18 protein-coding genes and 2 pseudogenes are annotated in these 26,458 nt (G+C 73.0%); 13 read left to right on the top strand and 7 right to left on the bottom strand.

Annotated elements, in window-relative coordinates:
- Window positions 1-90: 90 nt before the first annotated feature.
- Complete coding sequence (locus BS72_RS23150) at window positions 91-585, bottom strand: RrF2 family transcriptional regulator (RefSeq protein ID WP_037913215.1); 495 nt, start codon at window positions 583-585, stop codon at window positions 91-93.
- Window positions 586-709: 124 nt separating this feature from the next.
- Here BS72_RS23150 and BS72_RS23145 point away from each other — a divergent pair, with 124 nt between their 5' ends.
- Window positions 710-1,450 carry an SDR family oxidoreductase gene (locus tag BS72_RS23145; RefSeq protein WP_037913213.1) on the top strand — a complete coding sequence of 247 codons (741 nt, stop codon included), beginning with the start codon at window positions 710-712 and terminating at the stop codon, window positions 1,448-1,450.
- 230 nt (window positions 1,451-1,680) lie between these two features.
- Window positions 1,681-2,727: a glucose 1-dehydrogenase gene (locus BS72_RS23140; protein ID WP_037913210.1), complete on the top strand. Its 1,047-nt coding sequence runs from the start codon at window positions 1,681-1,683 to the stop codon at window positions 2,725-2,727.
- A 137-nt stretch (window positions 2,728-2,864) separates the two neighbouring features.
- Here BS72_RS23140 and BS72_RS23135 read toward each other — a convergent pair whose 3' ends face one another.
- Together BS72_RS23135 and BS72_RS23130 are read right to left on the bottom strand one after the other, a co-directional pair.
- Window positions 2,865-3,671: an SDR family oxidoreductase gene (locus BS72_RS23135; RefSeq protein WP_051952006.1), complete on the bottom strand. Its 807-nt coding sequence runs from the start codon at window positions 3,669-3,671 to the stop codon at window positions 2,865-2,867.
- Between the two features lie 245 nt (window positions 3,672-3,916).
- Window positions 3,917-5,443 (bottom strand): flavin monoamine oxidase family protein, encoded by a 1,527-nt coding sequence (locus tag BS72_RS23130; RefSeq protein ID WP_107498973.1) that lies wholly within the window; start codon window positions 5,441-5,443, stop codon window positions 3,917-3,919.
- 318 nt (window positions 5,444-5,761) lie between these two features.
- On the opposite strand from BS72_RS23130, the gene BS72_RS36700 reads away from it, so the two are divergent.
- The gene (locus BS72_RS36700; RefSeq protein ID WP_157856311.1) at window positions 5,762-6,277 is read left to right on the top strand and encodes a hypothetical protein; all 516 of its coding nucleotides are present in this window, start codon (window positions 5,762-5,764) and stop codon (window positions 6,275-6,277) included.
- Between the two features lie 9 nt (window positions 6,278-6,286).
- Here BS72_RS36700 and BS72_RS23125 read toward each other — a convergent pair whose 3' ends face one another.
- Entirely contained in the window at window positions 6,287-8,317 is a 2,031-nt protein-coding gene (locus BS72_RS23125; protein ID WP_037913206.1) for a hypothetical protein, read from the bottom strand.
- Between the two features lie 295 nt (window positions 8,318-8,612).
- Between BS72_RS23125 and BS72_RS23120 the strand changes: the two genes are divergently transcribed.
- Window positions 8,613-10,862 carry an APC family permease gene (locus BS72_RS23120; RefSeq protein WP_078901573.1) on the top strand — a complete coding sequence of 750 codons (2,250 nt, stop codon included), beginning with the start codon at window positions 8,613-8,615 and terminating at the stop codon, window positions 10,860-10,862.
- A 252-nt stretch (window positions 10,863-11,114) separates the two neighbouring features.
- Here the strand turns inward: BS72_RS23120 and BS72_RS23115 are convergent, their stop codons facing one another.
- Entirely contained in the window at window positions 11,115-13,058 is a 1,944-nt protein-coding gene (locus BS72_RS23115) for a glycoside hydrolase family 76 protein (protein ID WP_078901572.1), read from the bottom strand.
- A gap of 368 nt (window positions 13,059-13,426) precedes the next feature.
- Window positions 13,427-14,527, bottom strand: a complete 1,101-nt coding sequence (locus BS72_RS23110) for a glycoside hydrolase family 11 protein (RefSeq protein ID WP_037913203.1) — start codon at window positions 14,525-14,527, stop codon at window positions 13,427-13,429.
- 666 nt (window positions 14,528-15,193) lie between these two features.
- On the opposite strand from BS72_RS23110, the gene paaA reads away from it, so the two are divergent.
- The 8 genes and pseudogenes from paaA (at window position 15,194) to BS72_RS23075 (ending at window position 22,521) form a co-directional block, all read left to right on the top strand.
- A complete protein-coding gene (paaA, locus tag BS72_RS23105) occupies window positions 15,194-16,378 on the top strand; it encodes a 1,2-phenylacetyl-CoA epoxidase subunit PaaA (protein ID WP_078901571.1) in 1,185 nt (394 codons plus the stop codon).
- 122 nt (window positions 16,379-16,500) lie between these two features.
- The gene (gene paaB, locus BS72_RS23100) at window positions 16,501-16,767 is read left to right on the top strand and encodes a 1,2-phenylacetyl-CoA epoxidase subunit PaaB (RefSeq protein WP_037917282.1); all 267 of its coding nucleotides are present in this window, start codon (window positions 16,501-16,503) and stop codon (window positions 16,765-16,767) included.
- Between the two features lie 63 nt (window positions 16,768-16,830).
- On the top strand, window positions 16,831-17,784 hold the full coding sequence (gene paaC, locus BS72_RS23095) for a 1,2-phenylacetyl-CoA epoxidase subunit PaaC (RefSeq protein WP_078901570.1): 954 nt from the start codon (window positions 16,831-16,833) through the stop codon (window positions 17,782-17,784).
- A 68-nt stretch (window positions 17,785-17,852) separates the two neighbouring features.
- Window positions 17,853-17,975 (top strand): annotated as a pseudogene (locus BS72_RS38640) (1,2-phenylacetyl-CoA epoxidase subunit PaaD); the annotation flags it as partial.
- A complete protein-coding gene (gene paaD / locus BS72_RS39980; RefSeq protein ID WP_407639052.1) occupies window positions 17,970-18,608 on the top strand; it encodes a 1,2-phenylacetyl-CoA epoxidase subunit PaaD in 639 nt (212 codons plus the stop codon). The pseudogene BS72_RS38640 and the gene paaD, both read left to right, overlap by 6 nt.
- A 57-nt stretch (window positions 18,609-18,665) precedes the next feature.
- A pseudogene (paaE, locus tag BS72_RS23085) lies at window positions 18,666-19,754 on the top strand (1,2-phenylacetyl-CoA epoxidase subunit PaaE); the annotation flags it as partial.
- A 134-nt stretch (window positions 19,755-19,888) separates the two neighbouring features.
- Window positions 19,889-21,064: a hypothetical protein gene (locus BS72_RS36695; RefSeq protein ID WP_157856310.1), complete on the top strand. Its 1,176-nt coding sequence runs from the start codon at window positions 19,889-19,891 to the stop codon at window positions 21,062-21,064.
- Window positions 20,947-22,521 carry a phosphatidylglycerol lysyltransferase domain-containing protein gene (locus tag BS72_RS23075; RefSeq protein WP_051951510.1) on the top strand — a complete coding sequence of 525 codons (1,575 nt, stop codon included), beginning with the start codon at window positions 20,947-20,949 and terminating at the stop codon, window positions 22,519-22,521. The genes BS72_RS36695 and BS72_RS23075 overlap by 118 nt, the downstream gene beginning before the upstream one ends.
- Before the next feature lie 702 nt (window positions 22,522-23,223).
- Here BS72_RS23075 and BS72_RS23070 read toward each other — a convergent pair.
- Window positions 23,224-24,231 (bottom strand): AraC-like ligand-binding domain-containing protein, encoded by a 1,008-nt coding sequence (locus BS72_RS23070; protein ID WP_037913200.1) that lies wholly within the window; start codon window positions 24,229-24,231, stop codon window positions 23,224-23,226.
- A gap of 708 nt (window positions 24,232-24,939) precedes the next feature.
- Between BS72_RS23070 and BS72_RS23065 the strand changes: the two genes are divergently transcribed.
- Window positions 24,940-26,457, top strand: coding sequence for an ATP-binding protein (locus tag BS72_RS23065; RefSeq protein ID WP_232792505.1), 1,518 nt, complete (start codon window positions 24,940-24,942; stop codon window positions 26,455-26,457).
- Window position 26,458: the final 1 nt, after the last annotated feature.

Raw genomic sequence — 26,458 nt, 5'->3', positions numbered from 1 at the left:
TCCACACGCGGAGTGCGCACGCGGAGTACGCGCACTGAGAGCCGACCCGCTCCGGCCCGCTCCGGCCCGCTCCGGCCGGAACGGCTCCCGTCAGGGCGTCGGAGCCGAGGGCGGGCCCGCGAGCCAGGCGGCGACGCCGGGCAGGGCACCGGGGCCGGAGTCCTCGGTGACGTCGGACGCGAGGTCCGCGATGGTCACCGCCTCAAGGGCCGCGCGCCAGGCGGCCTCGGCCCCGGCCATCGCGCGGGAGATGGGGCACGCCCGGACGCACGCCTCCGGGGGCGTGGCCAGCGGGCCGCGCTGCCGGATCTCCGTGCACACGAACGCGGGCCGCTCCCCGTCGACGGCGCGGACGACGTCGAGCAGCGTGATCTCCCCCGCCGGCCTCGTCAGCGCGTAGCCGCCCGCCTTGCCCTGCACGGAGTGGATCAGCCCGGCCCGCGCGAGGGCCTGGAGCTGCTTGGCCAGGTAGCTGCCGGAGACGTCGTGCAGCTCCGCGAGCCGGGCGGCGGGCACCGGGTCCGTCGCCGCCGTCAGCACGACGCAGCAGTGCAGCGCCCACTCGACTCCGCCGGAGAGTTTCATGACCGGCCCCCCTTCCCTCGCATGCCCGCTTGACTCGGACAAAGCTTATCCGACTAGAATCTCGGACAAGACGTATCCGAGTTACTACCCGAGTCAGGGATACGGCCGACGAGAGGTGGAATCCATGAAGGTCACAGTGATCGGCGGGACCGGGCTGATCGGCTCGCAGGTCGTCCGGAAGCTGAAGGCCGCCGGGCACGAGGCCGTACCGGCGGCGCTGTCGACGGGGGTGGACCTGATCTCCGGCCAGGGGCTCTCCCAGGCCTTGGAGGGTGCCGAGACCGTCGTCAACGTGGTGAACTCGCCGACCTTCGACGAGGCGTCCCAGGAGTTCTTCCGCGCCTCCACCCAGAACCTGCTGGCCGCCGGGGAGAAGGCGGGTGTCCGGCACCAGGTCGTGCTGTCCATCGTCGGCGTGGACCAGGTGCCGGGGCTGGACTACTACCGGGCGAAGACCCTCCAGGAAGAGCTGCTGGAGGAGGGGCCGACGCCGTACTCCGTGGTGCGGGCCACCCAGTTCTTCGAGTTCGTCGACGCCATCCTGTCCTGGACCTCCGACGACGCCGCCGTACGGCTGCCCTCCACCCTGCTCCAGCCGATCGCCGCCGGCGACGTGAGCGACGCGGTGGCCGAGGTCGCGGCGGGCGCGCCGCTGCGGGGCACCCGGAACATCGCGGGCCCGGACGTCTTCCCCCTCGACGAGCTGGGCCGGATCACCCTGGAGGCCAGGAAGGACAAGCGGCCTGTGGTCGTCGACGAGCACGCCGGCATGTTCGCCGCCGTCTCCGGCGACGTGCTGATCGCCGGCCCGGACGCCCGGCTGGCCCCGACCCGCTACCGCGACTGGCTGGCCGCCGCCCGCTGACGCCGCGAGCCTGCCCCCAGCCGAATTGCGGGCCGGTCCGGCGCCGGGGACGCTGGAACCCGGTGCCCGGGCAACCCGGCAGCGCGCTCGGCGATCCGCCCCGGCGAGAGGGAGCGGCACGCCCGGTGGACGCCCAAACGCGCAACGCGCAACGCGGAACGCGGAACGCGCAACGCGGAACAGGGCGCGCGGCACGCGGCGCGCGGACGCCACTGCGGAAAGGCGGAGCCATGAAGGCGATCACGGTGGTGCCCGGCAAGCCCGACGAGGTGCGCGTCGAGGACGTGCCCGAGCCCTCCCCCGAGCAGGGATCGCTGCTGGTGGAGGGGCTGCTGCTGGGGATCTGCGGCACCGACGCCGACATCGTCGACGAGGGCTACGGCTGGCTGCCGCCCGGCCGGGACCGGATGGTGATCGGGCACGAGTCGCTGGGCGTGGTGGTGGAGGCGCCGCCGGACAGCGGGTTCGCCCTGGGCGACCACGTGTCGGGCATCGTCCGGCGCCCGGACCCGGTGCCCTGCCCGCAGTGCGCGGTGGGCGAGTGGGACTTCTGCGGCAACGGCCGGTACACCGAGCGCGGCATCAAGCAGCTCGACGGCTACGGCTCCGCCCTGTGGCGGGTGGAGCCGGAGTTCGCGGTCAGGCTCGACCCGGCCCTGGGCGACTGCGGGGTGCTGCTGGAGCCCGCGTCGGTGCTGGCCAAGGCGTGGGAGCAGACGGACCGGATCTTCACCCGCGCCTCCGCGCGCCCGACCACCGCCCTGGTGACCGGGGCCGGCCCGATCGGCCTGCTCGCCGCGCTGATGGGGGTGCAGCGCGGCCTCGACGTCCACGTCCAGGACCTCAACGACAGCGGCGACAAGCCGGCGCTGGTCCGCGACCTCGGCGCGACCTTCGGCGTCGGGGACGTCAGGGGCAGCGGGGTGCGGCCGGACGTCGTCATCGAGTGCACCGGGCACGGGCCGCTGGTCTTCAAGCTGGCCGAGATCGTCGCCCCGAACGCCGTGGTCTGCCTGGCCGGCATCTCCAACAGCGGGGTGACCAACACCATCCCCACCGACGACGTCAACAAGAAGCTGGTGCTGGAGAACACCGTGCTGTTCGGCACCGTCAACGCCGCCCGCCGCCACTACGAGCAGGCCGCCGAGGATCTGGCCCGCGCCGACCACGGCTGGCTTGAGCGGCTGATCACCCGCCGGGTGCCGATGGACGCCTACGCCGACGCGCTGGTGAAGAAGGACGAGGACGTCAAGGTCGTCGTCGATCTGCGCGCCTGACCCACCCGCTGGCGTGGCGGACAGGGCCGCGAACGGCGGCCTTCCCGCGACGCGTCCCCGTGGCCGTCCCACCCGTGGACGCCCGCTTCACCGTCGGGACGGCGGCACGGGAGAGACGGCACGGGAGAGGCGGGACGTCAGCCGAGGCCGCCGTTGCTCTTGAGGAGCTGGCCGTTGACCCACTGGCCCTGCGGGGAGCAGAGGAAGTCGACGAGGTGCGCGGTGTCCTGCGGGGTGCCGAGCCGGCCCAGCGGGGTGTGGCGCACCGTCTGCTCGCGCCCCTCCTCCGTCATCCAGCCGGTGTCGACAGGGCCCGGGTTGACGGCGTTGGCGGTCACGCCGAGGTGGGCGAACTCGTGCGCGGCCGCCAGCGTGATGCGGTCCAGGGCGCCCTTGCTCGCGCCGTAGGGGAGGTTGTGGACGGTGTGGTCACTCGTGAGGCTGACGATCCGGCCGGTGCCCGGCTCGGCCGCGAACCGCCGGCCGAACTCGCGGACGAGCAGCCAGGTGGCGCGCGCGTTGACGGCGAAGTGGCGGTCGAAGCTCTCCACCGTGGTGTCGAGCAGGCTGGAGTCGACCGACTCGCAGTGGCACATCACCAGGGCGGTGACCGGGCCGAGGGTGCGTTCGACCTCGTCGAAGACGCGCGCCGGGGTCTCCGGGTCGGCCAGGTCGGCTTCGACGGCGACGCTCGCGGCCCCCTGCTCGGCCAGTGCCTTGGTGATCGCCTCGGTCGCGCCCGGCTCGCTCCCCCACGCCATCCGGTCGTCGTAAGGGTCCCAGTAGGTGAACCCGACGTCCCAGCCGGAGGCCGCCAGCCGGCGGGCGATGCCCGCGCCGATCCCCACCGTTCGCCCCACCCCGGTGACCAGCGCGAGCGGACGTTCCGCGATGGGACGCTCCCCGGTGGGGGCGCACGCACGTCCGGGGCTGCTGTTTCCGATACTCGTCGTCACGACCCGACATCGTCCGCCCTCGGCGGCCGGGTGGCAACCACGTTTCGCCCGGGAACGGCAACGCCCCCACCTGCCGCCACCCGGGCCGGGCCGAGTCCGGAGCCGAGTCCGGAGCCGGGTCCCGGGCCGCGCCCACGTCGGCTGGCGACCCGACGTCCCTGCCCGCGTCCGACGCGCTCAGCACACGACCGCGACCCCGTACCGGCTGAGCGGTACGGGGTCGCGGTCGTCCGTCAGGCGAGGACGCGCTGGTGGATGGCGGAGACCGCGTTGCGCGCCGAGGTGAACGCGCCGTGCTGCCAGGCGTCCATGTAGCTCAGCCAGTCGCCGGCGAAGTAGACGTGGCCGGTGGGCTGCGTGAGCGGCTTGTACTGGGGGGCGTCCGGGCCGCCGGGGGTGCTGTGCCAGGCGGCTTCCTGGTAGGGGAACTGGCGCCAGTGGTGCGAGAACGACGTGGCCAGCTCCGTACGGTACTTGGCGCCGTAGATCTTCACGCCCGCCGCCACCGCCCGGGCCTCGCGCTGCGCCGGGGTCAGCGGGGCGTAGGAGTCGGCGTTCGCACCGGTGTTGTAGTAGCCGATCAGCAGGCCGCGTTCGCCGTGGAAACCGTACGAGGGGTGCCAGATGTGGGTGACGTCGAGGTCGGTCTCGGTGATGCCGCCGTAGATGCGGTAGTCCGTCTCCCACCAGCGGGACGAGTACTCCAGCCCGATCTTCGCCGCCGACGACGGCTTGATCGCCTCCAGCGCGGACTGCACGCCGGAGCCGAGGTTGTGCGGGACCTTGGCCAGGATGTTGGGCGGCATCGCCGACACGCAGAAGTCCGCGTCGATGCTGCGGGGACGGCCGTCGCGGGTGTAGGCGATGGTCACGCCGTGCGCGGTGTCGGTGATCTTCGTGACGGGGCTGTTGTACTGGATCCGGTGCCCGCCGACGGCCTTGGCCAGCGCGTACGGTATACGGTCCATGCCGCCGACCGGCTGGAACATCAGCATGGCCTGGTCGAACTCGAACTCGAAGGAGAAGTACCGGCCCACGCCGCTGGAGAAGATCTCCGAGACGCTCGGCACGTCCCCGGCCACCACGCCGGGCTGCCCCGCGGCCGCCGGCCACTCGCTGTAGCCGCGACGGGTGCTGCCGGTGTAGTCGAGGGTGGCGCCGAGATCGCCGTAGTCCTTCAGGAACTCCATCAGGAGTTCCTTGTCGGCCGCGGTCAACTGCTTGTCCAGCGCGCCCTGGTCGGTGGCCTTGGCCAGGAGCTCGGTCGTGTACCCGAACACGTCCGCCTTCGCCATGCGGTAGCGCATCGGCGCGGTCATGCCGGCGGACTCGTTGTACAGGAACGAGTCCGCGTTGACGTTCGTGAACACCTCGATGGGAACGCCCAGTTCGCGACAGTAGTCCAGGGTGACCATCCACTGCGCGAGGCGGGCCGGCCCGGCGTTCATGTACTGGCCGTCGGAGAAACGGGCGGTCTGCTTGACGCCGTTCAGGTCGGTGGTGGTGGTACCGCCGCGAACGGTGAAGTTCCGCCCACCGGGACGGTTCTGGGCTTCGAGGATCGTGCAGTCGTATCCGGCCTTGCCGAGCTCGTACGCGGTGGCGAGCCCGGCTATGCCACCGCCGAGGATGACGACCTTCGCGGCGGCACGACCGGAGAGTGTGAAGTCGCCCTTGCGCGGGGCCTTGTAGCTCGCCGCCTCCCGCGTGGCGGCTTCGGCGGTCTGGGTCAGGCCGAGCGCTCCCATGGTGGCGAGCATGGCGCCCGCACCTCCGGTCGCACCCACGGCTCGCAGGAACGCGCGTCGGTTGAACTGGGTCACTGTCATGTCCCCTTTCCTTCACTGGCCGCAGGGGACTCTGACAGCGGCGTGTTACGTGCGACTGCTGTGCGTGTGTCACACACGTAAGCGGGCAAGGGTGCCCCCATTTGCCCGACGTTACCCAGCGGTAACCCTCTCTTGCCCCGCCCCGCACCCGACCGCGAACCGGGCACCCGAGCCACACCCCGCGCGAGCGCGACACAGGGGGCGCGACGGTGACGCCGCCAAGCCCCCCGGGACGGCTAGCGTGAGCGCGTGATCACGGTAAGTCGACCCGCCGCCGGCCTCGCCGCAACCGCGACGACCCTGCTCCTCACCCTCACCGCCTGCGGCTCGCCCGCCCCCGGCCCCACCTCAGCCCAGGCCGGCGCGGAACTCCGCGCGGACCTGAGCCGGTCGATCCATGGATTCGAAAAGGACGACTACAACAAGGCACTCTTCACTGTTACCTCTAGCGGGATTCGCGACATCCCATGCGGCAGCGGAAAGGCCAAACGAACGTACACAGCTCGACGCACCACCGGTGGGCAGGGAATTAACGATCCTGGCTTCATCGATACCGCGGTAGATGCCATGTCGACATACCTGTCAGAATCAGGTCACTACACCCCCGCACGCAGACGATTCCAAGCAAGACCCGCACAGCATTTCTCCACGTACGACATGACCAACGCAACTCACCACGCCAATGCAACGATCACCGGCAAGGCAACTGGCCAAAAGTTCGTACTCACCATCTCGGCCACGACCGATTGCCTCCGAGTTTCGTGACCAGCTAGGTCAGCCATTCGCCTCCGCCTCGTGTGCGACCAGATCGGCGCTAGCATTAACAAGTAGACCAGACCCGTCTTCTTCCCTGTCGTGAAAGCTAGCTGTACCCAGTGGATCACTCTGATCTACCAACCAAGTGTTGAATTCTTGCAGCCGCCGAACCAGCTCATCATGCACCTTTGAGGAATCCGAGGCAGCGCTCAGCTGATCAAATGCCTTCAGATGACCGTCCTTGTCCCGCAGACTCGGCGGAATGGGCGTTGTCGGCCATCCTGCCTCCACCAGGATCGAGGCAGCGTAGTACCGCTGTACTGCCTCCATCTCCAGGTTCGCCTCGTCCGCGTAGTCCGCCAACCTTGACGCGGCAGTCGCATTGATCGCAGACGTCAGGGCGAACTCCTTCCCGATCCACATTCCGGAACGCCAGATCAAAGTAGCGAGCCGACCCCACTCGGGTTCACCGGCGAGTTCACTTGGGAGAATGAGAGCCGCCTTCACGTTCTCGCGGAACGCGTCGGACTGCTCGTCCATGTTCTCGCGCACCTCCGTCATGGCGTCGAACTCCAGTCGCGCGATGTTACCGAAGGCTTTGGCCGACATATTGAACGTGCCGTCACCGCCACGGACGTCGTGCAGCAAGGCATCCTTGTCCATCGCGGCGGATTCCACGAGAACCCGGTGACGCAGCTCAGCCATCGCCTCGTCGAAGGGTGCCGTCATGACGTCCTGATCGGCGAAGGTCTTCAGGAAGTCGTAGGCATCCGTCCCGCCCAGGTGGAACGCCGGATCGATGCCGGGTAGCTCGCGATAGCCAGTGACGCTCGGCGCGCCGAAGGACGAGTCGGGGAAGTTGTATCCGTTCATCACATGGCCCGCCGTGGCGAACTCAGGTGCGTACGCGGCGGCCAGGCGGCCCATGGCGGACTTGAAGTTGCCGTCGAAGTCCCGCGCCTCCTTCGCGTGGGCCGCGGCGAGGATCGCGCAGTACGCGAAGGTCTGCTCGTAGGGGGTGGGCTTGTAAGACGCGTCGAGGTGCCAGGTGCCGTGGGGGTCGTAGGAGCCGTGGACACCTGCGGCGGCGTCGATCATGGCGCCCAAGGCGGCGTGGACCTCGTCGCTGTGGGCTCCGTAGGTCAGGAGCAGGGCCAAGTGGCCTTGGAGGTCAGGGGACTTGGGGTCACCCATTTGGGCGACGGCGTCGAAGGCCGCGCGGCCGTTGCGCGAGAGGTTCTGGAGGGTGAGGGCGATGAGGTCGGCGGGCAGGCCGAGGGCGGCCGACTTCGAGCGGTCGCCCTGGTGGTCCTGCTGGGGGGCGTCCGGGGCATCGGCCAGGCGGTCGAGGCCGTTCGCGCGGGCGGCCGCGGCCAGGAAGTCGTGGGGGAAGTCGCCGTACGCCAGCAGGGCGGCGCGACTCCACGCCCACGCGCTGACGCCGTGCGCCGGCAGGGGCTCCAGGAAGGCCTTCCTGACCTTGTCGAAGCCGGGAACGGGGGGTCGCGCGCTCACAGCGGTGGCGAACGCCCGACTGAAGACCTTGAGGTCGCTCGACGCGGTCGGGCTCCCCGCGTTCGCGAGGTCGGCGGCCAACTCGTCGAGGACCAAGGGCCTGAGGTTGGCGTAGAAGAAGGAGCAGAGGTCCGGGTCCGTCGCGTGGGCGGCCAGCTCCTCGGCCATGGCGTGGTAGGCGGCAGCGGCCGTCCTGTCGCCGCCGCCGTTGCCGTTGAACCGTTCGGCCAGCGCCCTCCCCTCGGACCGCGCCCGCACCGCGCTCAGCACCGGCTCCGGGACGGGTCTCAGGTGCCGGGCCTGCGGCTGCCCGTCCAAGGCCGCCGCGAGCCGCTGTCGGCGTCGCAGGTCGGGGAGCTGGTCGTCCATCCAGTGGCAGAGGGAGGCCAGTTCGCCGATCGGGCCGGTGTCGAGGCCCAGGGCCGCGAACGCCGGCCGGTAGCTCCTGACGGCCTTCCACAGCCGGTCCTTGTCCGCGTCGAAGGACCGGATCATCGCGTCCAGCGCCGCCGGGTCCACCCCAGAGAAGTCCATGCGCTCTCCCCGCCGGCGCCGAACGGCACCCGTACGCGCCCCCGGGGCGGTGGCCCCCGTAGGACGAATGGATCATTCAGCGTAACGATCCCATCACTCCCCGTCGAACGAACCCGGGCCGAACCCGGGCCGGACTCCGGGCCGAACCCGGGCCGAACCCCCGGTCGAACCCCGGTCGAACCCCCGGCCGAACGCGTCGTCACCCCTCGTCACCCGTCGCCCCTCGTCGCACTCGCCCACCGGCCCCGGGTGCGGGAACCGGCCGCGCGGAGCACCACGGGTGACACTGGGTCATGTGGCAGACGCTCATGGTGGTTCCGGCGGAGATGGTGGCGGGCCCGGCTCCGGGGTGCCGGGCCCGTCGGAGGCGCTGCTCGGGCTCGACGACGACCAGGTCCGCGTGCTCGCCGAGGTCGGGCGGGCGTGGGCGCGGGTGTCGGGTGACCCGGGTGAGCAGCGCCGTGCCCTACCGGTGGACCCGGACCTCGGGCCGTTCCCCTCGCGTGCGGAGATCGGGTACGACCGGCCGGCCCGGATGGTCCGCGTGGCGGCGCCGGGCGCCGGGGAGGCCGAGGCGGACACGGCGCCTCCGCCGGGCACGAGCCGCGCGGCCCATCTCCTGCGCCGGGCCCTGATCGGGGCGCCGTTGAAGAGCTCGGCGGTCACGCGCGAGCGGATGCGCAAGCTGGTGGCGCTGCCGGTGCTGTCGGCCGACGCGCTCTCCTCCGTGGCGTACGGCCCGGAGGCGATGATCACGGTGCTGGTGCTGGCCGGTACCGCCGGGCTGCGGCACGCGCCGGCGATCGCGGGGGTGATCGCGTTCCTGATGCTCGCGGTCGGAGTGTCGTACCGTCAGACGATCCGCGCGTATCCGCACGGCGGCGGCTCCTACATCGTGGCCTCCGACAACCTCGGCCGGGTGCCGGGGCTGGTGGCGGCGGCCGGCCTGATGACCGACTACATCCTGACGGTCGCGGTGTCGATCGCCTCCGGCGTGGCCGCGATCACCTCCGCGGTGCCGTCGCTGTCCTCCGACGCCGTCCCGATGGGCGTCGGTGTGATCATCCTGCTGCTCGTCGGGAACCTCCGGGGTCTGCGCCAGGCCGGAGCCCTGTTCGCGGCCCCGACGTACGCCTTCGTCGTCGCGATCTTCGCCCTCGTGGCGAAGGGGCTGGGCGACGCCGCGGGGCGCGGCTTCCACGCCACCCCGACCCCGCACCTGAACGCCACCGAGGGGGTCGGCCTGCTGCTGATCATGCGCGCCTTCGCCTCCGGCTCCACGGCGATGACCGGCATCGAGGCGATCTCCAACGCCGTACCCGCGTTCCGGCCGACGGAGTGGCGCAACGCCCGGACGACGCTGACCTGGATGATCGTCCTGCTGATCGCGCTGTTCGGCGGCGTCACGGCCATGGTCGTCCTCGACGGCGTCGTGCCCGAGGCGCACGAGACGGTGCTGTCGCAGCTGGCCCACCGCAGCTTCGGCGGCGGGCCGATGTACGTCTTCACGCAGGCGGCCACGGCGGCGGTCCTCCTGCTGGCCGCGAACACGGCCTACAACGACTTCCCCCGCGTGCTGTTCCTGCTGGCCAGGGACGCGCAGGCGCCGCGGCTCTTCCTCCATCTGGGTGACCGGCTCGCCTTCAGCAACGGCATCACGGTGCTGTCGGCGGCGGCCGCCCTCGTCTTCGTGGCGTTCAGCGGCGACACCGCCTCGCTCATCCCGCTGTACGCGGTCGGTGTGTTCCTGGCGTTCACGCTGTCCCAGGCGGGCATGATGCGGCACTGGTGGCGGCTGCGGGACCGGCACTGGCGCAAGAGCCTGTTCTTCAACGCCACCGGCTGCGTGCTGTCCGCCGTCGTCTTCGTCACCGCGGGGGTCACCAAGTTCACCTCGGGCGCGTGGGTGGCGATCCTCGCCGTCGGCCTGTTCCTCCTGGTGACCACGCGCATCCACCGCCACTACCGGGCGGTCGCCGCCGCGCTTCGGCTGCGCCTGCACGACGTCGAGGTGCCCGCGCCGGAGGACGGCACGGGTTCCGACGAGTCCGCGCCCGCCCTGCCGGAGGGAGCCGGGGGCGGCACCGGGCCGGCCACGGCGGCCGCCTACGCGTCGGCGTTCGAGGACGAGGAGAGCCCCGAGGAGATCCGCCACCTGTCCGTCGTGCCGATCGCCACGATGGACCTGGCCGGTATGCGCGCGCTGGCCTACGCGGCGTCGTTGCGGCAGCCGGTGCTCGCCCTGCACCTGAGCGCGGCGGAGGCCGAGGCCGACCGCTTCCGCGGGTACTGGAACACCTGGGGCGACCACCTGCCCCTGGAAGTGCTCGTCTCCCCCTACCGGGCCACGGTGGCGCCGCTGGTCAGCTACATCGAGGCACTGCACGAGCAGCAGCCGCAGCTCACTCTCACGATCATCGTCCCGGAGATCGTGACCAGGCGCCGCCGCCACCGCGTCCTGCACAGCCGCATCGCCGCCCGGCTCCGGCGGGCCCTGCGCCCGCTGCCGAAGATCGTGATCACGACCGTCCCCTACCACGTGTAGGCAGGGGAGCCGCGTCAAGCCACGTCCAGCTACGTCCAGCCCGTCGCGCAATGCCACGCCAGATCCAACCGGGTCGAACCGCGTCCAGCCGAGTGAGGCCGGGTCCGGCCGGATGGGGTCCGGCCGCCATCAGCACCCTTGACGCTTCGGCGGCGGCAGCGGGGCCGTGGGACCCCCTCGCCGGACCCGTCCGGTCCGGGAGGGGCTCTCACGACCCCGCCGCTGCTCGGTTCCCCCGCTGGCCGGTGGGGGTCAGCTGCCGGCCAGGAGCGCGCTCAGCGCGCTGGCCTGGGTGCGCCAGTCGGCGACGCCGCCGCCGGCCCACTGCTCGCCCAGCCGGTTGAGGCTGTCCCGGTCGTTGTTCCAGACGGTGTTCGCCTGCGTGCGGGCGAAGGTGGCGTACGAGGACGCTCCGGTGACGGACTCCAGGTCCTGGAGGTACCGCATGAAGATGCCCTTGAACTGCTTGCCGTTGTCGTCGCAGGTGTTGCCGCCGGTGTCGCAGGACTCGGTCAGCACGCCGTTGGCCACCAGCGAGGGCGCGGCGATCGCGGCGTCGGCCAGGCGGCGGGCGGTGCTGAGGGCGCCGCGGTCACCGGTGGCCCGGTAGATCTCCGTGGCGGCGCCGATCGCCAGGCCCTGGTTGTAGGACCAGACCGTCTGGCCGTTGTTCGCGCAGGTGGACGTCAGGCCGTCGTTGACCAGGCCGGCGCTGTTGATCAGGCCGCTGTTCTGGAACCACTTCCAGGAGGTGGTGGCGCGGCTCAGCCAGGTGGTGTCGCCGGGGATGCGGTTGTGGAGTTCGGCGGTCATCCGCACGTAGAGGCCGTTGGTGATGGAGTTCTTGTACGTGCGCTCGCGGTCCCACCACACGCCGCCGCCGCAGGAGCTGGTGTCCCACAGGGTGTTGACGTAGTTCCCGATGGTGACGGCCTCGTCGAGGTACTTGTGGTCGCCGGTCAGGTCGTAGGCGTCCATCCAGGTGAGCGCCCACCACTCGGAGTCGTCGGTGGCGCGGCTGATGAAGTCGCCGTCGATGGGATCGGAGCTGCGGCCGCCGGACGGGAAGGCGGCCCGGTCGACCTCGAAGGTGCGGTCGACCATCCACAGGTAGCGGGTGTCGCCGGTCTGCCGCATGTAGTCGATGACCGTCTGGAGCGCGACCGCGGAGTTCCACCAGCTGTTGTCCCAGTAGGCGGTGGTCGGGTCGTAGGAGTAGGCGAGCGCGTCAGCCGCGGCGGCGGTGCGGGAGGTGGTGGGGCGGGCCCACGCGGTGCAGCTGCCGTTCTGGCCCTCGACGGCCCGGCCGCACGCGCGGACCACGCCGCCGTAGAGGTGGCCGAGGGGGTCGTCGGTGTTGTAGCGGGCGGTCTTCGTACCGGTGGCGCCGGCGGGGGTGCTGGTGCGGCCCTTCGAGGAGCCGTCCGGCCAGGTCGCGCCGCCGTCCCAGGAGCGGTCCAGCCAGATCTCGTCGCCCGCGGTGCCGCCGGAGATGGTCGCCCAGGCCATCCCGGTGGAGTCCGTGTGCAGGGCGATGGTGCGGCCGTTGAGGGTGGTGGCGGGCACTGGCTGGCTGTCGCCGGGGGCGTTGCCGGAGCCGTCGCAGACCTTCGCGCACACGGCGGTGCGGGCCCAGGCGGTGCAGCTGACGCCCTGCGCGTCACCGCAGGCCCGCAGCACGGCACGGCGGTGGTTCACCGGGTCGTACAGGTTGTACATGAGGGTCCGGGTGCCGGTCCAGGTGGACGGGATGGATGCCTGGCCGAGCAGGCCGTCCCAGGTCGAGCCGCCGTCCCAGGAGCGGTCCAGCCAGACGGAGTCGCCAGTCTGCCCGTTGTCGATGCTGGCCCAGGCCATGCCGTCGGTGTCGTCGACGTGCAGCCGCACCACGCGGCCGTTGAGTTGCAGGTCGGCGACGGGGAAGGTCTCCTGTGCGGCCTTGGAGGGGTCGAGGGTGTCGCAGTACAGGTCGCAGACGGCGGTCGTGTCGGCGGGCGCGGCCTGCGCCGCCTGCCCGGCCTCCGTGGTCTGCCCGGCCTGGGTGCTCCGCCCGGCCTCCGTGGTCTGCCCGGCCTGGGTGGTCCGGGAGCCGGCGGTCGCGGCGGCCGCGCCCGGGGCGCCGGCCCCGAGCAGGCCCACGGCCAGCAGTAGGGCGGCCAGAAGGACTGGCCACAGTGTCTCGCGTGCGGTGCGCATGGTGCCCCCTTCGCGTCCCGGCGGCCTGGCGGGAGTGCCTGGCCGGGGGTCTCTCCATCGTTGGAAACGGCATCCGACGGAGATGACAGCACGCGATCATTGGCATGTCCATATACATTGCGGAGGTGGCTGGATCGCGTCGTCCGAGGCGGCTGGGGCGACCGGGACGGTTGGGACACGCCGCCCGGGACGGCTGGGACACACCGCACGGGGTGGCTGGGCCACCAGTCCAGGCGTGGACGCCCCCGAGACATACGTACGGCGCGGCGGCTATGGGGGGGCCGCCGCGCCGTACGGTGCGGTGATTCAGATGAACCGTTCTTCGGATGTACGGCTCTTCAGCCCTGCGGCTCTTCCGGCAGGAGGGCTCAGCTGGTGCTGCAGGAGACCGAGGGCCACGTCCAGGTGCCGTTGGTCATGATGGTCATGCCCCAGTTGTTGCCGCTGCCGTTGGGCGTGGCCTTGAGCACCTGCGCGCTGGGGTAGCTCGCGTTGATGTTCCAGGTGGCGCTGATCTTCTCCGGCGACGGCACGTTCACCGTGACCGTCCACGTGTTGGAGCCGGTCACCGCCACGTTGAGGTTGTAGCGGTCGCTCCACTGCTCACCGGCCGACAGGGTCGCGGAGCACGTCCCGCCGCCCGTGCCGCCCGTGGTGCCACCGGTCGTGCCACCCGTCGTACCGCCGGTCGTGCCACCCGTCGTACCGCCGGTGGTGCCGCCCGTCGTACCGCCGGTGGACGAACCGCCCGCGCTGACCGTGATGTTGGAGCTGCCACTGCTCTGGTAGCCCTCGGTGGCGAGGATCTGGTAGTTCTGCGAGCCGAGCTGCAGGCCGGCGTTGGCCCAGGCGTTGAAGATGTTCGACGTGGTGATGGTGCCGCCGGTGCGCTTCGCCTCACGGACCGCCCAGTACTGGTTGAACGTCGCCGTGCCCTGGATGGAGGGCTCGTTGGTGCGGGTCGTCTTGTACAGGTCGTAGACACTGCCGTCGCTGCTGACCGAGCCCAGCTTGGTGGCGCCGGAGCTCGGGTTGTAGCTGCCGTAGTTCTCGACGATGTAGTACTCGACGAGCGGGCTCGTGGTCCAGCCGTAGAGGGACAGGTAGCAGTTGCCGTTGCAGTTCCACGACCCCGAGTAGGTCACGCTGTGGTTGGAGCCCGGGTTCCAGCCCGTGCCCGCGACGACGTTCTGCGACCCCGTGTTCCAGGTGAGGCTGTAGTTGCTGCCGGACCCCAGCGTCATCGAGGCGCCGCTGGCCTGCTGCCAGAACGAGTAGAAGTAGCCGTTGTTGGTGCCGGTCGAGTTCGAGGTGATCGTGGTGTTGGCGTTGGCGGTGCCCGGGAGCATCAGGGCCGCGACGGCGACCAGGGCGACGGTGCAGACTCCGCTGAGGGCGAGCTTGAGGCGGCTGAGCGGCCCCCGGCGGCCGGCGGTGCGGCCTTCGGGTTCCATGGAGGCGTCGTTCATGTACGTGCTTCCTCCTTGTGAGGGTGTCCGGCCGTAGGGCCGGGCTGCGTCGGCACGCGCCGTTGGAGCACGGCAGCCGGGTCGGTGGGGCGGCGTCCGCACGTCGACGGGCACGACGCGGTGGGGGGTGGGCCGACCGCCCGAGCGCTCGGCGGCCGGAGAAAAGTCCAGGTCGGCGAACCCACCTGGGCCGGCAGGGAGTTGAGGTCTGTCGACGGCGACAGTGTTGGGTCGGCCACATGGGGTTGTCAACAGTTTCGGCAAGCACGACGAAAGGATCGATGACCGCCGCGCCCAGGAAGGGGGTCGTCAGCGCAGGTCAATGGCCATGCGGGCGTGATCACCCCGAAGCGCGACCGAGCCGTCCCGAAGCGGCCGTCGAAACAGACAGGTCCAACGGGCGAAACTTTCGACACGCTTCCCGATTCCGCGGACACTTCGGGCCTTCGGAGTTCGCACCCGCCGCCCCCACCCGGGCGGGCCGCGACACCGAACCCGGTCGCGGACGGATCACACCCCGAGGCGGCGGCGAGTTTCAGCCGTCCGGCGGCCACGCCGCGACGCGCCCGGACACGCGCACCCGCTCATGCTTGCGAACGCCGTCGGGTTGGACGAGACTGGACCCGAACGAACGGTCGGTTGGCTGTGCGGGAGGTGTAGGGCGCCATGACGACGGCAGCCGCCGAGGCGGCGGACGGCGGGGGCACCGGGCCGCCCCGGCATGCCCGGGAGGAGGCTCCCGGCGGTTCGGCGCTCCAGGAGCGCTTCGACGCGCTGATCGCCCGGGACCAGCGGATCGAGCCGCGCGACTGGATGCCGGACGGCTACCGGCGCACCCTCGTCCGGCAGATCGCCCAGCACGCGCACTCGGAGATCATCGGCATGCAGCCCGAGGGCGAGTGGATCACCCGCGCCCCGTCGTTGCGCCGCAAGGCGATCCTCTTCGCCAAGGTGCAGGACGAGGCCGGCCACGGGCTCTACCTCTACTCCGCCGCCGAGACACTGGGCGCCGACCGCGCCGACCTCACGCGGCGGCTGGTCGAGGGCCGGCAGAAGTACTCGTCGATCTTCAACTACCCCACCGCGAGCTTCGCCGACGTCGGGGTGATCGGCTGGTTCGTGGACGGCGCCGCGATCTGCAACCAGGTGCCGCTGTGCCGCAGCTCCTACGGCCCGTACGCGCGGTCCATGGTGCGCATCTGCAAGGAGGAGTCCTTCCACCAGCGGCAGGGCTACGAGCTGCTGCTCGTCATGATGCGCGGCACCGGGGCGCAGCGGCGGATGGTGCAGGACGCGGTGGACCGCTGGTGGTGGCCGTCGCTGATGATGTTCGGCCCGCCGGACGGCGACTCCCCCAACTCCGCTGCCTCGATGGCCTGGAAGATCAAGCGGCACAGCAACGACGAGCTGCGCCGGCGGTTCGTGGACATGACCGTCCCGCAGGCCGAGCGGCTCGGCGTCACCCTGCCCGATCCGGAGCTGCGGTGGAATGCCGGGCTCGGCCGGTACGACTTCGGCACGCCGGACTGGTCCGAGCTCCAGCGGGTGATCTCCGGCGACGGCCCCTGCAACGCCTCTCGGGTGGCCCGCCGCCGCCAGGCCCACGAAGAGGGCGCCTGGGTGCGGGAGGCCGCCGCCGCCCACGCGGCCAAGCAGGCAGCGCGCGCCGCCGCGGCCATGGCGGGGGCGCCCGCCGAAGCCGCTGATCCGGTTGTCCGCGGCAGCCCCGAACCCCGCCCTGGACAGGATGAACACGCTGAACAGGAGCGCCCAGAGGAGGAACGCGCCGGCTGGGAGCGCGCCGCGGGGGACGCCGTCGAGCAGGGCGGGCAGGAGGGGAGCGCCGGATGAGCGGGAGCGAAGGGGAGCGGGAGGCGGTGCCCGCGCGGGCCGCTGAGCCGGCGCACCGGGCGGCAGGCCCGGCGGCGGAGGCCGGCGGCGGGGGCGCTCCGGGCGGGCGTGGCGAGTGGCCGCTGTACGAGGTGTTCGTACGCGGCAAGCGCGGCCTGAACCACGTCCACGTCGGCTCCCTGCACGCCGCCGACGACGCGATGGCGCTCACCCACGCCCGGGACCTCTACACCCGGCGCAACGAGGGCGTGTCGATCTGGGTGGTCCGCTCCACCCACATCGCCGCCTCCACCCGGGACGAGAAGGACCCCTTCTTCGCCCCCAGCGCCGACAAGGTCTACCGGCACCCGACCTTCTACGACATCCCCGACGACGTCCCGCACATCTGACCCCGCCCCTGCCCCGCCCCTGCCCCGCCCCTGACCCCGCCCGCTGAGAGGAGCCGGACCGGCATGGACCAGACGGACGACCGGACGCACCTCCAGTCGGAGGGCGGTGCCGCCACCGGCCTTCCCGGCGGCGGGGAGGACGTCCGCGCGACGCGGGCGGAACCGCCGGGCGGGGACCACGTCTACCTGTCCCTGGCCGAGGAGCACGGGGAGGGCGACGCACGCTGGGCGTTCGGCACCGGTTTCACGGACCCGCTGCACGGCGTCGAGACCGCCGTGCCCGACGGCGTCGACCGGACGGAGCTCGCCGCGCTCTGCCTGGCGTTGGCCGACGACGCACTGGTGAGTGCCCAGCGGCTGGCCGAATGGTGCACCCGGGCACCGGAGTTGGAGGAGGAGGTGGCGCTCGCCAACATCGGCCTCGACCTGCTCGGCCAGGCCCGCCTGCTGTACTCCCGCTGCGGCCGGGCCGACGGCACCGGCCGGGATGAGGACGCCTACGCCTACGCGCGCGAGGCCGCCCGCTTCCGCAACGTCACCCTCGCCGAACTCCCCAACGGCGATTTCGCGTTCACCGTCGTGCGGCTGCTGGCTCTGAGCACCTGGCGGCTGGCGCAGCTGGCCCGGCTGGCCGCCTCTGCCGCCGACCCGGTGCTGGCGGCGGTGGCGGCCAAGGCCGTGCCGGAGCTGACGTACCACCGCCGGTACGCGGCCGACTGGGCGGTGCGGCTCGGCGACGGCACGGCGGAGTCGCACCGCCGGATGCGGGCCGCCGTGGCCCAGGTGGCGCCGCATCTGGCGGAGCTGTACGCGGCGGTGCCCGCACCCGACGCGGCGGCGGTGCGCGCGGAGACGGCAGCCGTCCTGGAGCAGGTGCTCGACGCGGCGGGCTTGCGGCTGCCCGCCGCCCCGCCGGCCGGGGGGCGCGGTCGGGACGGCGTCCACTCACCGCACCTCGCCCCGCTGCTGGCCGAGTTGCAGAGCGTGGCCCGCGCGCACCCGGGAGCGGTCTGGTGAACGCCGAGGAGCGCGGAACCGGTACGCCCGACCGGGCGGTCGCCCACCCCCGGGCCTCTGCCCGGGCTCTGCCCGGGTCGCCCGCCGAACGGGCCGCGCTGGCCCGCCGGGTGGCCGCGGCGGTGCCCGACCCGGAGTTGCCGATGCTCACCCTGGCCGACCTCGGCGTCCTGCGGGCGGTCCGGCTGGAAACAGAAACAGAAACGGAGCCGGAGACAGGGGCAGGGGCAGGGGCAGGGGCAGGGACAGAGGCACCGACGGAGGCGGATACCGAGCCCGGGTCGGGTCCGGAGCCCGGGGCGGACCCGGCGGGCACAGTACGGGAATCGGCGGCCCGCACGGCCTCCGGAGCGACGGGGGGACCGTATGGCGGCGGGCGCGGGCCGGACGACGTGCACGGGCCGGACGGGGAGAGCGGGCCGGACGGGGGGAGGGAGACGGTGGTCGCCGAGGTGACCCCGACGTACTCCGGCTGCCCGGCGATGGCCGAGATGCGCGCGGACGTGGCGGCCCGGCTGCGGGCAGCCGGTTTCAGCCGCGTGCGGGTCCGGACCGTGCTCGACCCGCCGTGGTCCACCGACCTGATCACCGCCGAGGGGCGCCGCAAGCTCGCCGCGTACGGCATCGCACCACCCGGCCCCGCCCCGAGGCGTGCGCCGGGCCCGGTGCCGCTGGAGCTGGGGGCGGTCCGGCGCGCCGTGCCCTGCCCGCGCTGCGGGTCGTCCGCCACCGAGGAGACCTCGCACTTCTCGGCCACCGCCTGCAGGTCCCTGTGGCGCTGCCGCGCCTGCTGGGAGCCCTTCGAGCACGTCAAGGAGGTGTGATGGCCACGCCCGGCGTCCCGCCCACCCCCACGACCGCGACCCCGCCCGCGACCGCGACCCCGCCCCGGCGGCCCGAGGCCCCGCCACCGCCCCGCCTTCCACACCCTGCGCGTCGCGGAGGTGCGCCCGCTGTGCGCGGACGCGGTCACCGTGGCCTTCGCCGTGCCGCCGGACCTCGCCGGGGAGTTCGCCCACCGGCCGGGCCAGGCGCTGACGTTGCGCCGCACCGCGGAGGGGCGGGACGAGCGCCGCTCCTACTCGATCTGCTCCCCGGCGGGCGCCGGCCCGCGGATCGGCGTGCGCGAGGTGCCGGACGGGCTGTTCTCCTCCTGGCTGGTCCACGACGTCCGCCCCGGGGACCCGGTCGAGGTGATGGCGCCCACGGGCACGTTCACCCCGGAGCTGGAGGTGCCCGCGCACCACGTCCTGGTGGCGGCCGGTTCGGGCATCACCCCGATGGTGTCCATCGCCGAGTCCGTGCTCGCCGCCGCGCCGGACTCCCGGGTGACCCTCTTCTACGGCAACCGGCGCAGCGGCACGGTGATGTTCGCCGACGAGCTGGCCGATCTCAAGGACCTCCACCCGGCCCGCTTCCAGCTCGCGCACGTGCTCTCCCGCGAGGCGCGCGAGGCCGAACTGCTCACCGGTCGGCTCGACGAGCCGCGCCTCGCCGCCCTCGTCGACGGCCTGGTGGACGTCGACGGTGTCGACCACTGGTGGCTGTGCGGGCCACTGGGCATGGTGGCCGGAGCCCGAACCGTGCTGGCCTCGCTCGGGGTGCCGCGCGAGCGGGTGCACCAGGAGCTGTTCTTCGCCGACGACGAGCCCGCGGCGCCCGTCCGCCACGAGGACGCGGCGCCGTCCGGTCCGGCCAGCCGGGTCACCGTCACCCTGGACGGCCGCACCACCACCGTCGACCTGCCCCGGGACACGCCCGTCCTCGACGGCGCCCAACGCACCCTTCCCGACCTGCCCTTCGCCTGCAAGGGCGGCGTCTGCGGCACCTGCCGGGCCCGGGTCACCGCCGGACGGGCCGACATGCGCCGCAACTTCGCCCTGGAACCGTCCGAGGTCGCCGCCGGATACGTCCTCACCTGCCAGTCCTTCCCGGCCTCCGACGAACTGGCCGTCGACTACGACAGCTGACGCACCGGGGCGCGGGGACGACAGCCGACGCACCGCCCCGGGCGCACGGTGTCCGGACGCCCTATAGGGCGGCGCGGGACCGGAGTGCGGCGCGCTTCCGGGCCCGGGAGCCGCCGTCCGAGCAGGCTGGGGCCATGGTGCACTGGCTGACCGACGTCCGGGTCACGGTCTCCCTCAACAGTGGAGGGGGCCGGTTGCAGCTCCTGCTGCTCCTGGCCGGACTGATCTGCTCGTTCCTCTTCATCCGGCTCAGCGTGCGGATGATCAGGGCGAACGTCTCGTGGTGGCCCGGCAACGTGGAGCCGGGCGGGCTCCACATCCACCACGTGGTCTTCGGCCAGATCATGATGATCATCGGCGGGGTGGGGTCGTTCGGGGTGCGGGGCAGGCCGGTGGTGCACGACGTGCTCGCGGTCGTGTTCGGCCTCGGCTGCGGCCTGGTGCTCGACGAGTTCGCGCTGGTGCTGCACCTGGAGGACGTGTACTGGGCGGAGGAGGGGCGCCGTTCGGTCGACGCGGTGATCCTGGCGGTCGCGCTGATCGGTCTGCTGGTGGCGGGCCAGGCGCCGCTGGGCGGCTACGTCGGCGGCCGGGACGTGACGTCGTACGTCGTGGGCGCGTTGCTGCTCTTCTTCGTCGTGCTGTGCCTGTTGAAGGGCAAGGTGTGGACGGGGCTGCTCGGCGTGATGGTGCCGTTCCTCGCCCTGGTGGGAGCGCTGCGGTTGGCCCGGCCCGGCAGCCCGTGGGCGCGCTGGCGCTACACCTCCCGGCCGCGCCGGATGGCCCGCGCCGAACGGCGGGAGGAGGGACTGCGGCGGCGGGTGATGGCGGCGAAGACCCGGATGATGGACGCGGTGGCGGGCGCGCCCACCCTGGCGACGCCCTCCGGGTCGGCGCCCGGCGCCCTTCCCGCCCCGGCCGCGGCGCCCGAGGCCGAGGGCGCTGAGGCGGCGCCGGCCCTGGAGGCGGGTCCGAGCGCGGGCGCGCCGGCTCTCGAAGCCGGACCGGACGCCGCTGCCGGTGCGACTCCGGCTGCGGCTGCGAGGGGCGAGGACGAGGCCGGCACAGATGCTGAGGCAGCGGACGAGGAGGTGCGGACGGCCGCCCTCGCCGGTGCCGGCGGGGCGACCGTGGCCCCGCGGCCCGCGCGGCCTCCCCGGAGCGGGCCCGCCGGCTCGCCCTGCTGCGGACGGTGTGTGCGGCCCTGGCCGTCTGGTACCTGCGGATCGTGGCGCTGGTGGACGTGGTCGGAGCGCTCGTCCGCCCGGTGCGCGACCACCTGCGGTCGGACGTGGAGGGCCGTTACGTGACGCCGTTCCTGGTCAGTCCGGGATTCACCGCCGCGGCCCTGGCGTTCGTGCTGGCCGTGGGGCTGCGGCGGCGCAAACGGGCGGCATGGCGGGTGGCGGCGGTGCTCGCCGCCGTGTATCTGGCCACCGTGGTGGTGGCCGTGGCCGAGGGGCGGGGCGCGGCCCGGCACCCCGTCACGTGGGTGTCGCTGGCGCTGACGGCGCTGCTGCTGGCCGCACTGCTCGTCTCCCGGCCGCTGTTCGAGGTGCGGGTGGCACGCCACAACGTCGTGGCGGCGCTGGCGGGCCTCGTGGCGGGCGCTGTGGTGGCGGTGGGCGCGGGCACGCTGCTGGTGTACGCGGCCGACCGCGACCAGCCGTCGCAGTGGGGCCCGAGCGCCCGCTACGCGGTGGTGCGGGTACTCACGTTGACGCCGCTGGTCGGCCACCCGGGCATCCGCGTGTCGTGGTGGGCGGACCTGCTGGTCAACCTCATGAGCCTGGCGCTGGTCGTCGTGGTGCTGCTGCTCTTCCTGCGGGCGCCGCGCGGCCGGGCACGGCTCGGCGCGGCGCAGGAGCGGCGGCTGCGCACGCTGCTGCGGGCCGACGCCCGGGACTCCATGGGGTATCTGGCGCTGCGGCGGGACCGCGCGGTGTGCTGGTCGCCGCGCGGGGACGCGGCGGTGGTGCAGCGGGTGGTCAACGGGGTGGCCCTGGCCTCGGGTGACCCGCTGGGGCCGCCGGCGGCCTGGCCGGCGGCGGTCGGGCAGTGGCTGGCCACGGCCCGGCGCAACGCCTGGGTGCCCGCGGTGGCGCACGCGGGACCGGACGGCGCGGGCGTGTACGCGGCGGCGGGCCTGCGGGTGCTGGCGGGCGGCCGGGAGCCGGTGCTCGCGGTCGGCCCGCTGCCGGACGGGCCGGCCCGGGTGCGCGTCGCCATGGCGCAGGCCGGGTACGGCACGCGGCTGCGGCGGCAGCGGGACGTGCCGGAGGAGGAGTGGCCCGGGCTGCGGCGGCTGGCCGCGGCGTGGCGCGGGCACGGCCGGCCCTCCGACGGCGTGGAGCTGGACCGGCTCGGCGACCCGGCCGACCCCGACTGCCTCCTCGTGGAGTGCCTGGACCCGCACGGCCGGACGTGCGCGCTGCTGCTCTTCGCGCCCTGGGGACGGGACGGGCTGACGCTGGCGCTGCTGCGGCACGACCGTGAGTCCGGCCGCGGCCCGGTCGACCTCGCGCTGACGGAGGTGCTGGTGCGGGCCACGGCGGGGGCGCCGCCGGTGGCCGGGGTGGTCCGGCTGTCGCTGAACCTTCCCCGGGAGGCCGCGGCCACCCCGTACGCGGCGTACCGCCCGCGGCTGGCCGAACGGCACGTGCTGTACGAACGGCGTACGGAGCTGCCGCGCGTGCTGGCCGCGGCCGTCCTCACCGAGGGGCTCGACCCGGCGCTCCTCCCCCGCGCCGCCCGCGTCTCGGGCTGACCCGCGACCGGCCCCGGCCCGCGCCTCGGGCTGACCCGTGACCGGCCCGGCCCCGGCCCAATCCCCGGCCGACCCAGGCCAGGACAGGACGGCCGCGCCCGCCCGACCCGTCCGCCGGCCGCCTATGCCCCTCTGGTCACCCACACCCCCCGCGTCCCCCGTGCCTCCTTGGAGCGCGTACGCCACACGTCGCGTTCCGGATCCAGCCGACGCGGTGATAGATGCATATAAAAAGCACTATTCCCCTTCACTCCGCCGCCACGTTCATATCGTGATACGGGTCGAAGGGCGAAAGCGTGAGCAGAATTCCATATTGCGAATTCCGCGGCTTCCTACCGGGACAGCCGAGTGCAAGTGCACGCATGGGGGGAACATCACGTCGGCGCCACGCCGGGCAATTGCACCCGCCGCGCTTGCCGGCCCCGGGCGGTCCCCCGCTCCCCCGCCCCCGTGTCCGCCAGGCCCGCGGCGCGCATCGCGGCACTACCTGCGGTCCTGCTCGGACAAGCGCCGCCCGGGGCGGCACGTCCAGGGTGCCCCGGGGACCCCGCCGCCGTCATTGGCGGTGAGTGACGTACGGCCTTCGCAATCCGTCCACCGGCCGTCCCCGGCGGGCCGCCGCGCCCGTCCGGCGCCCTCGCCGACGTCCCGGCCCTCCGAAGCCACCAGCGCCCTACGAGGCCCGCCGGTGCCCGCCGCCGGTCACCGGTGCGCGCCGCCGCCCGCCGCCACCGCCTGCCGCCGGTACTCGCCCGGCGGCACCCCGTACGCGGTCCGGAACGCCCGGGTGAACTCGGCGGCGCGCGGGAACCCCCAGCGTGCGGCCACGACATGGACCGGCGCGGCCGACAGCCCCGGGTCGGTCAGGTCACGGGCGGCGCCCTCCAGGCGCCGGCGCCGGATGTGGGCGGCCACCGTCTCGCCCGCGTCGGCGTCGCGCCCGACCGCGTCGCGGAAGAGCCGGTGCAGGTAGCCGCGCGATATGTGGTGCGCCTCGGCCACCGTGGTGGGCGTCAGGTCGGGGTCGTGCAGGTTGCGCTGGATGTGGTCCTTGATCCGCAGTGTCAGCGCCCGGGTGCGGGTCTCCGGCTCAAGGGCCCGCTCGTCCTCCAGGCTGTGCGCGAAGAGCAGCGCCACCAGGTCCGCCAGCGTGGTGGCCAGTCGCGGACCGTCGGCGGGGCGGAACGTTTCAGCGTCGTCGCAGAGCTGCTTCAGGAACCCGGCCAGCAGCGCTCCGGGCCCGCTGCGGGCGGTCAGCGGACGCCCCAGCACCTCGTCGACATGGGAACTCGGCAGCGGCAGCAGCGCCTTGGGGATCTCCACCCCGACGGAGGCGATGGCCTGCTCCCCCGTCCAGATGCGGTAGGGCCGAGAGGAGTCGTTCACGTGGTAGTCCTGCACCGCGTACGAGGTCTCCCGGCGGCCCCAGGAGACCCCCGCCTCGCCCTCCAGCAGCAGCGAGAGGTGGTAGACCTCGGGGTCGGAGCGGCGGATCAGCCGCGGCGTGCGCAGAAACACCAACTGCTCGAACGTGGCAGGCCAGATGACGGCCGCGCCGACCTCGATCACCCGCACGTGAGCGTGGAAGTCGCCGGCGCGCGGGCTCTCCAGCCGCATGGGGGCGTGGGTGCTGTCCATCACCTCGCGCCACGCGTCGAACCGGTCGCCGACGGGGAGGTCCCCGCTGCGGAACACCGTCTCGTTGAGCATGCGACCGATCCCTTCTCGCCTCCCTCCAGGCTGCCACCACCGCCCCGACCGCGCGCCACCCCCTCCCCGCGCGTTTCTCGCCGTCCCGTTCCGGCCGGGCCCGCCGACTCGGTGCACACCCCCCGCACTCCGCACGCATATCTGCCGTACATCCGACGCATGTCCGGCACACCCTTGCCACGCACCCGGCACCTACCTGGTGACTCACCACCGACACACCGCACTTGACCAGGCATCAGACCGACCACGGACCGAGGGCACCCCACTCCGGCCGGCCTTCCCGGCCTCCGACTTCCCTGCGGGGAAACGCTTTTCGAACACGGACCCGCCCTCCGGGAATCGATATCACCCGCTCGCCCGCATTCGGCGCGTTTCCCCCAGCTTCCTTTCGGGCAGTCAAATCCCGTCGGGTTGGCGCTAAGGAGCGCCCTGGATATGATCGGGAAAGCGACCAAGAACTGCCGTGCAACGCCCATACACCGTTCGGCCCAGTGGAGTTCGACCGGATTCCGGTCGCGGGTGTTCGGCTCGGCACAGGTCGTCGGCGGCACGTGAACGACGCGTCGCCCCCCGCTTGACCGACGGTGAGGACAGGCAGGTGACCCCGGCGCGCTCGCGTCCCCCCGCGGAGCCGGAGGGTCCGTCAGCGCCCCGTCGCCGCCGACCCCGGACGGGCGCCCCCGCCGCGTCCTGATTCCCGAGGATCTGATGACTACTTCGATGCAGGAGGCGGCCGCCGGAGCGCTGCTGCTGGTGGCGCTGGTCGCCGCGGGGTTCGCGTGGCGGTTCGGCAGAACCGCCCGCGCCCAGCGGCGCCGCGCCGACCAGATGGCGCGGCAGCACCAGGCCGCTGTCTCCGAGGAGCAGCAGCGGGTGCGGCAGCTCGCCGAGCAGCTGCGCTCGCTGGAGGACGCGCTGGCGTACCTCGCGGAGACCGGGCTGGCCGAGGTGGCCGCCGCGGTCCTGGAGCCCGGTGAGGGCCGTGATGTCGAACTGGTGCTGCCGCCGCCGCTGTCCGGCACCACCTCGGCCGGCCGGATCGAGGCGCTGGTGGGCCGGCACACCAGGCTGCTGCGCGAGGTCCGCGAGGAGAGCACCGCCTCGGCCGCGCAGGGCAGCGAACAGGCCGTCGCCGAGGCCCACATGGAGGCCCGCGACGCCACCAGGGCGGCCGTGCTCACCTTCGCCTCGGCGCTGGTCAGCCTCGGCGCCGAACTGGCCGAGGAGGTCAGCGTCGGGGTGCGGCGGCACCAGGACGACGAGGCGTACGCCACGCTGATGGCCATCGACCACACCGCCCAGCAGATGCTGCGTGTGGCACAGGGGTACATGGTGCTGGCCGGCGGCACGCTGGGCCGCCGCCTGCCGGCGACCTCGCTGACCGACGTGGCGCGCGCCGCCATGGGCCGTATCCAGGGCTACGAGCGGGTGCGGACACAGGAGTTCGAGCAGGGCGTGGTGCCGCGCGCGGTGGAGGCCCTGGTGCACACCCTGGCGATCCTCCTCGACAACGCGGTCCGCTACTCGCCGCCGACCGCCTACGCCGAGGTCTCCTTCCGTGCCGGGCACAACGGCGTCACCGTCGTCATCGACGACGCCGGCCTGCAGATGAGCACCGAGCAGCTGGACCGGGCGCGTTCGCTGCTGACCGGCAAGGAGCCCCTGGACATCCACTCGCTGGGCGCCTACCCGCAGACGGGGTTCCGGGTGGCCGCGCAGCTCGCCGCCCGCTACGGCTTCCGGGTGGACCTGGACGCGCCGAACCTCTTCGGCGGCACCCGGGCGCTGGTCTTCGTGCCCACCGCGCTGCTGACCGACGTGCCGCGCGAGCAGCCGTCGCTGCCCGCCGCCCGTTCGGCGTACGACGCGCGGAACGGGTACGGCCACCGGTCCGGCCACGGCGGGCTCCGCGAGCACGGCGGCTACGGCAGCCAGGTCGGGCAGGTCGGCCAGGCGAGCCAGATGGGCCAGATGGGAACAGCCGCCGGCTACGGCGCCCCGGGCGCCGACCACACCGGCCCGCACGACCCGGCGCAGGCGCCGGCGACCACCGCCAGCGGCCTGACCCGGCGCCGCCGCCGGGCCCCCGGCCCGGCTCCGGTGGCCGAACCGGTCGAGCGGGAGGTGCGTCCGGGGCGGCCGGACATCGCCGCCGCATGGGTCAGCGGCTCGCGCCGCGGCCGTTCATCCGACTCGCAGTCGGCTTCTTCGAAGGACGGTTCCTGAG

The organism is Actinacidiphila yeochonensis CN732 (assembly GCF_000745345.1).
In the GTDB taxonomy this organism is placed as follows: domain Bacteria; phylum Actinomycetota; class Actinomycetes; order Streptomycetales; family Streptomycetaceae; genus Actinacidiphila; species Actinacidiphila yeochonensis.
The sequence above is the reverse complement of the archived record's forward strand: the minus strand, read 5'-3'. Positions and strand labels throughout refer to the sequence as shown.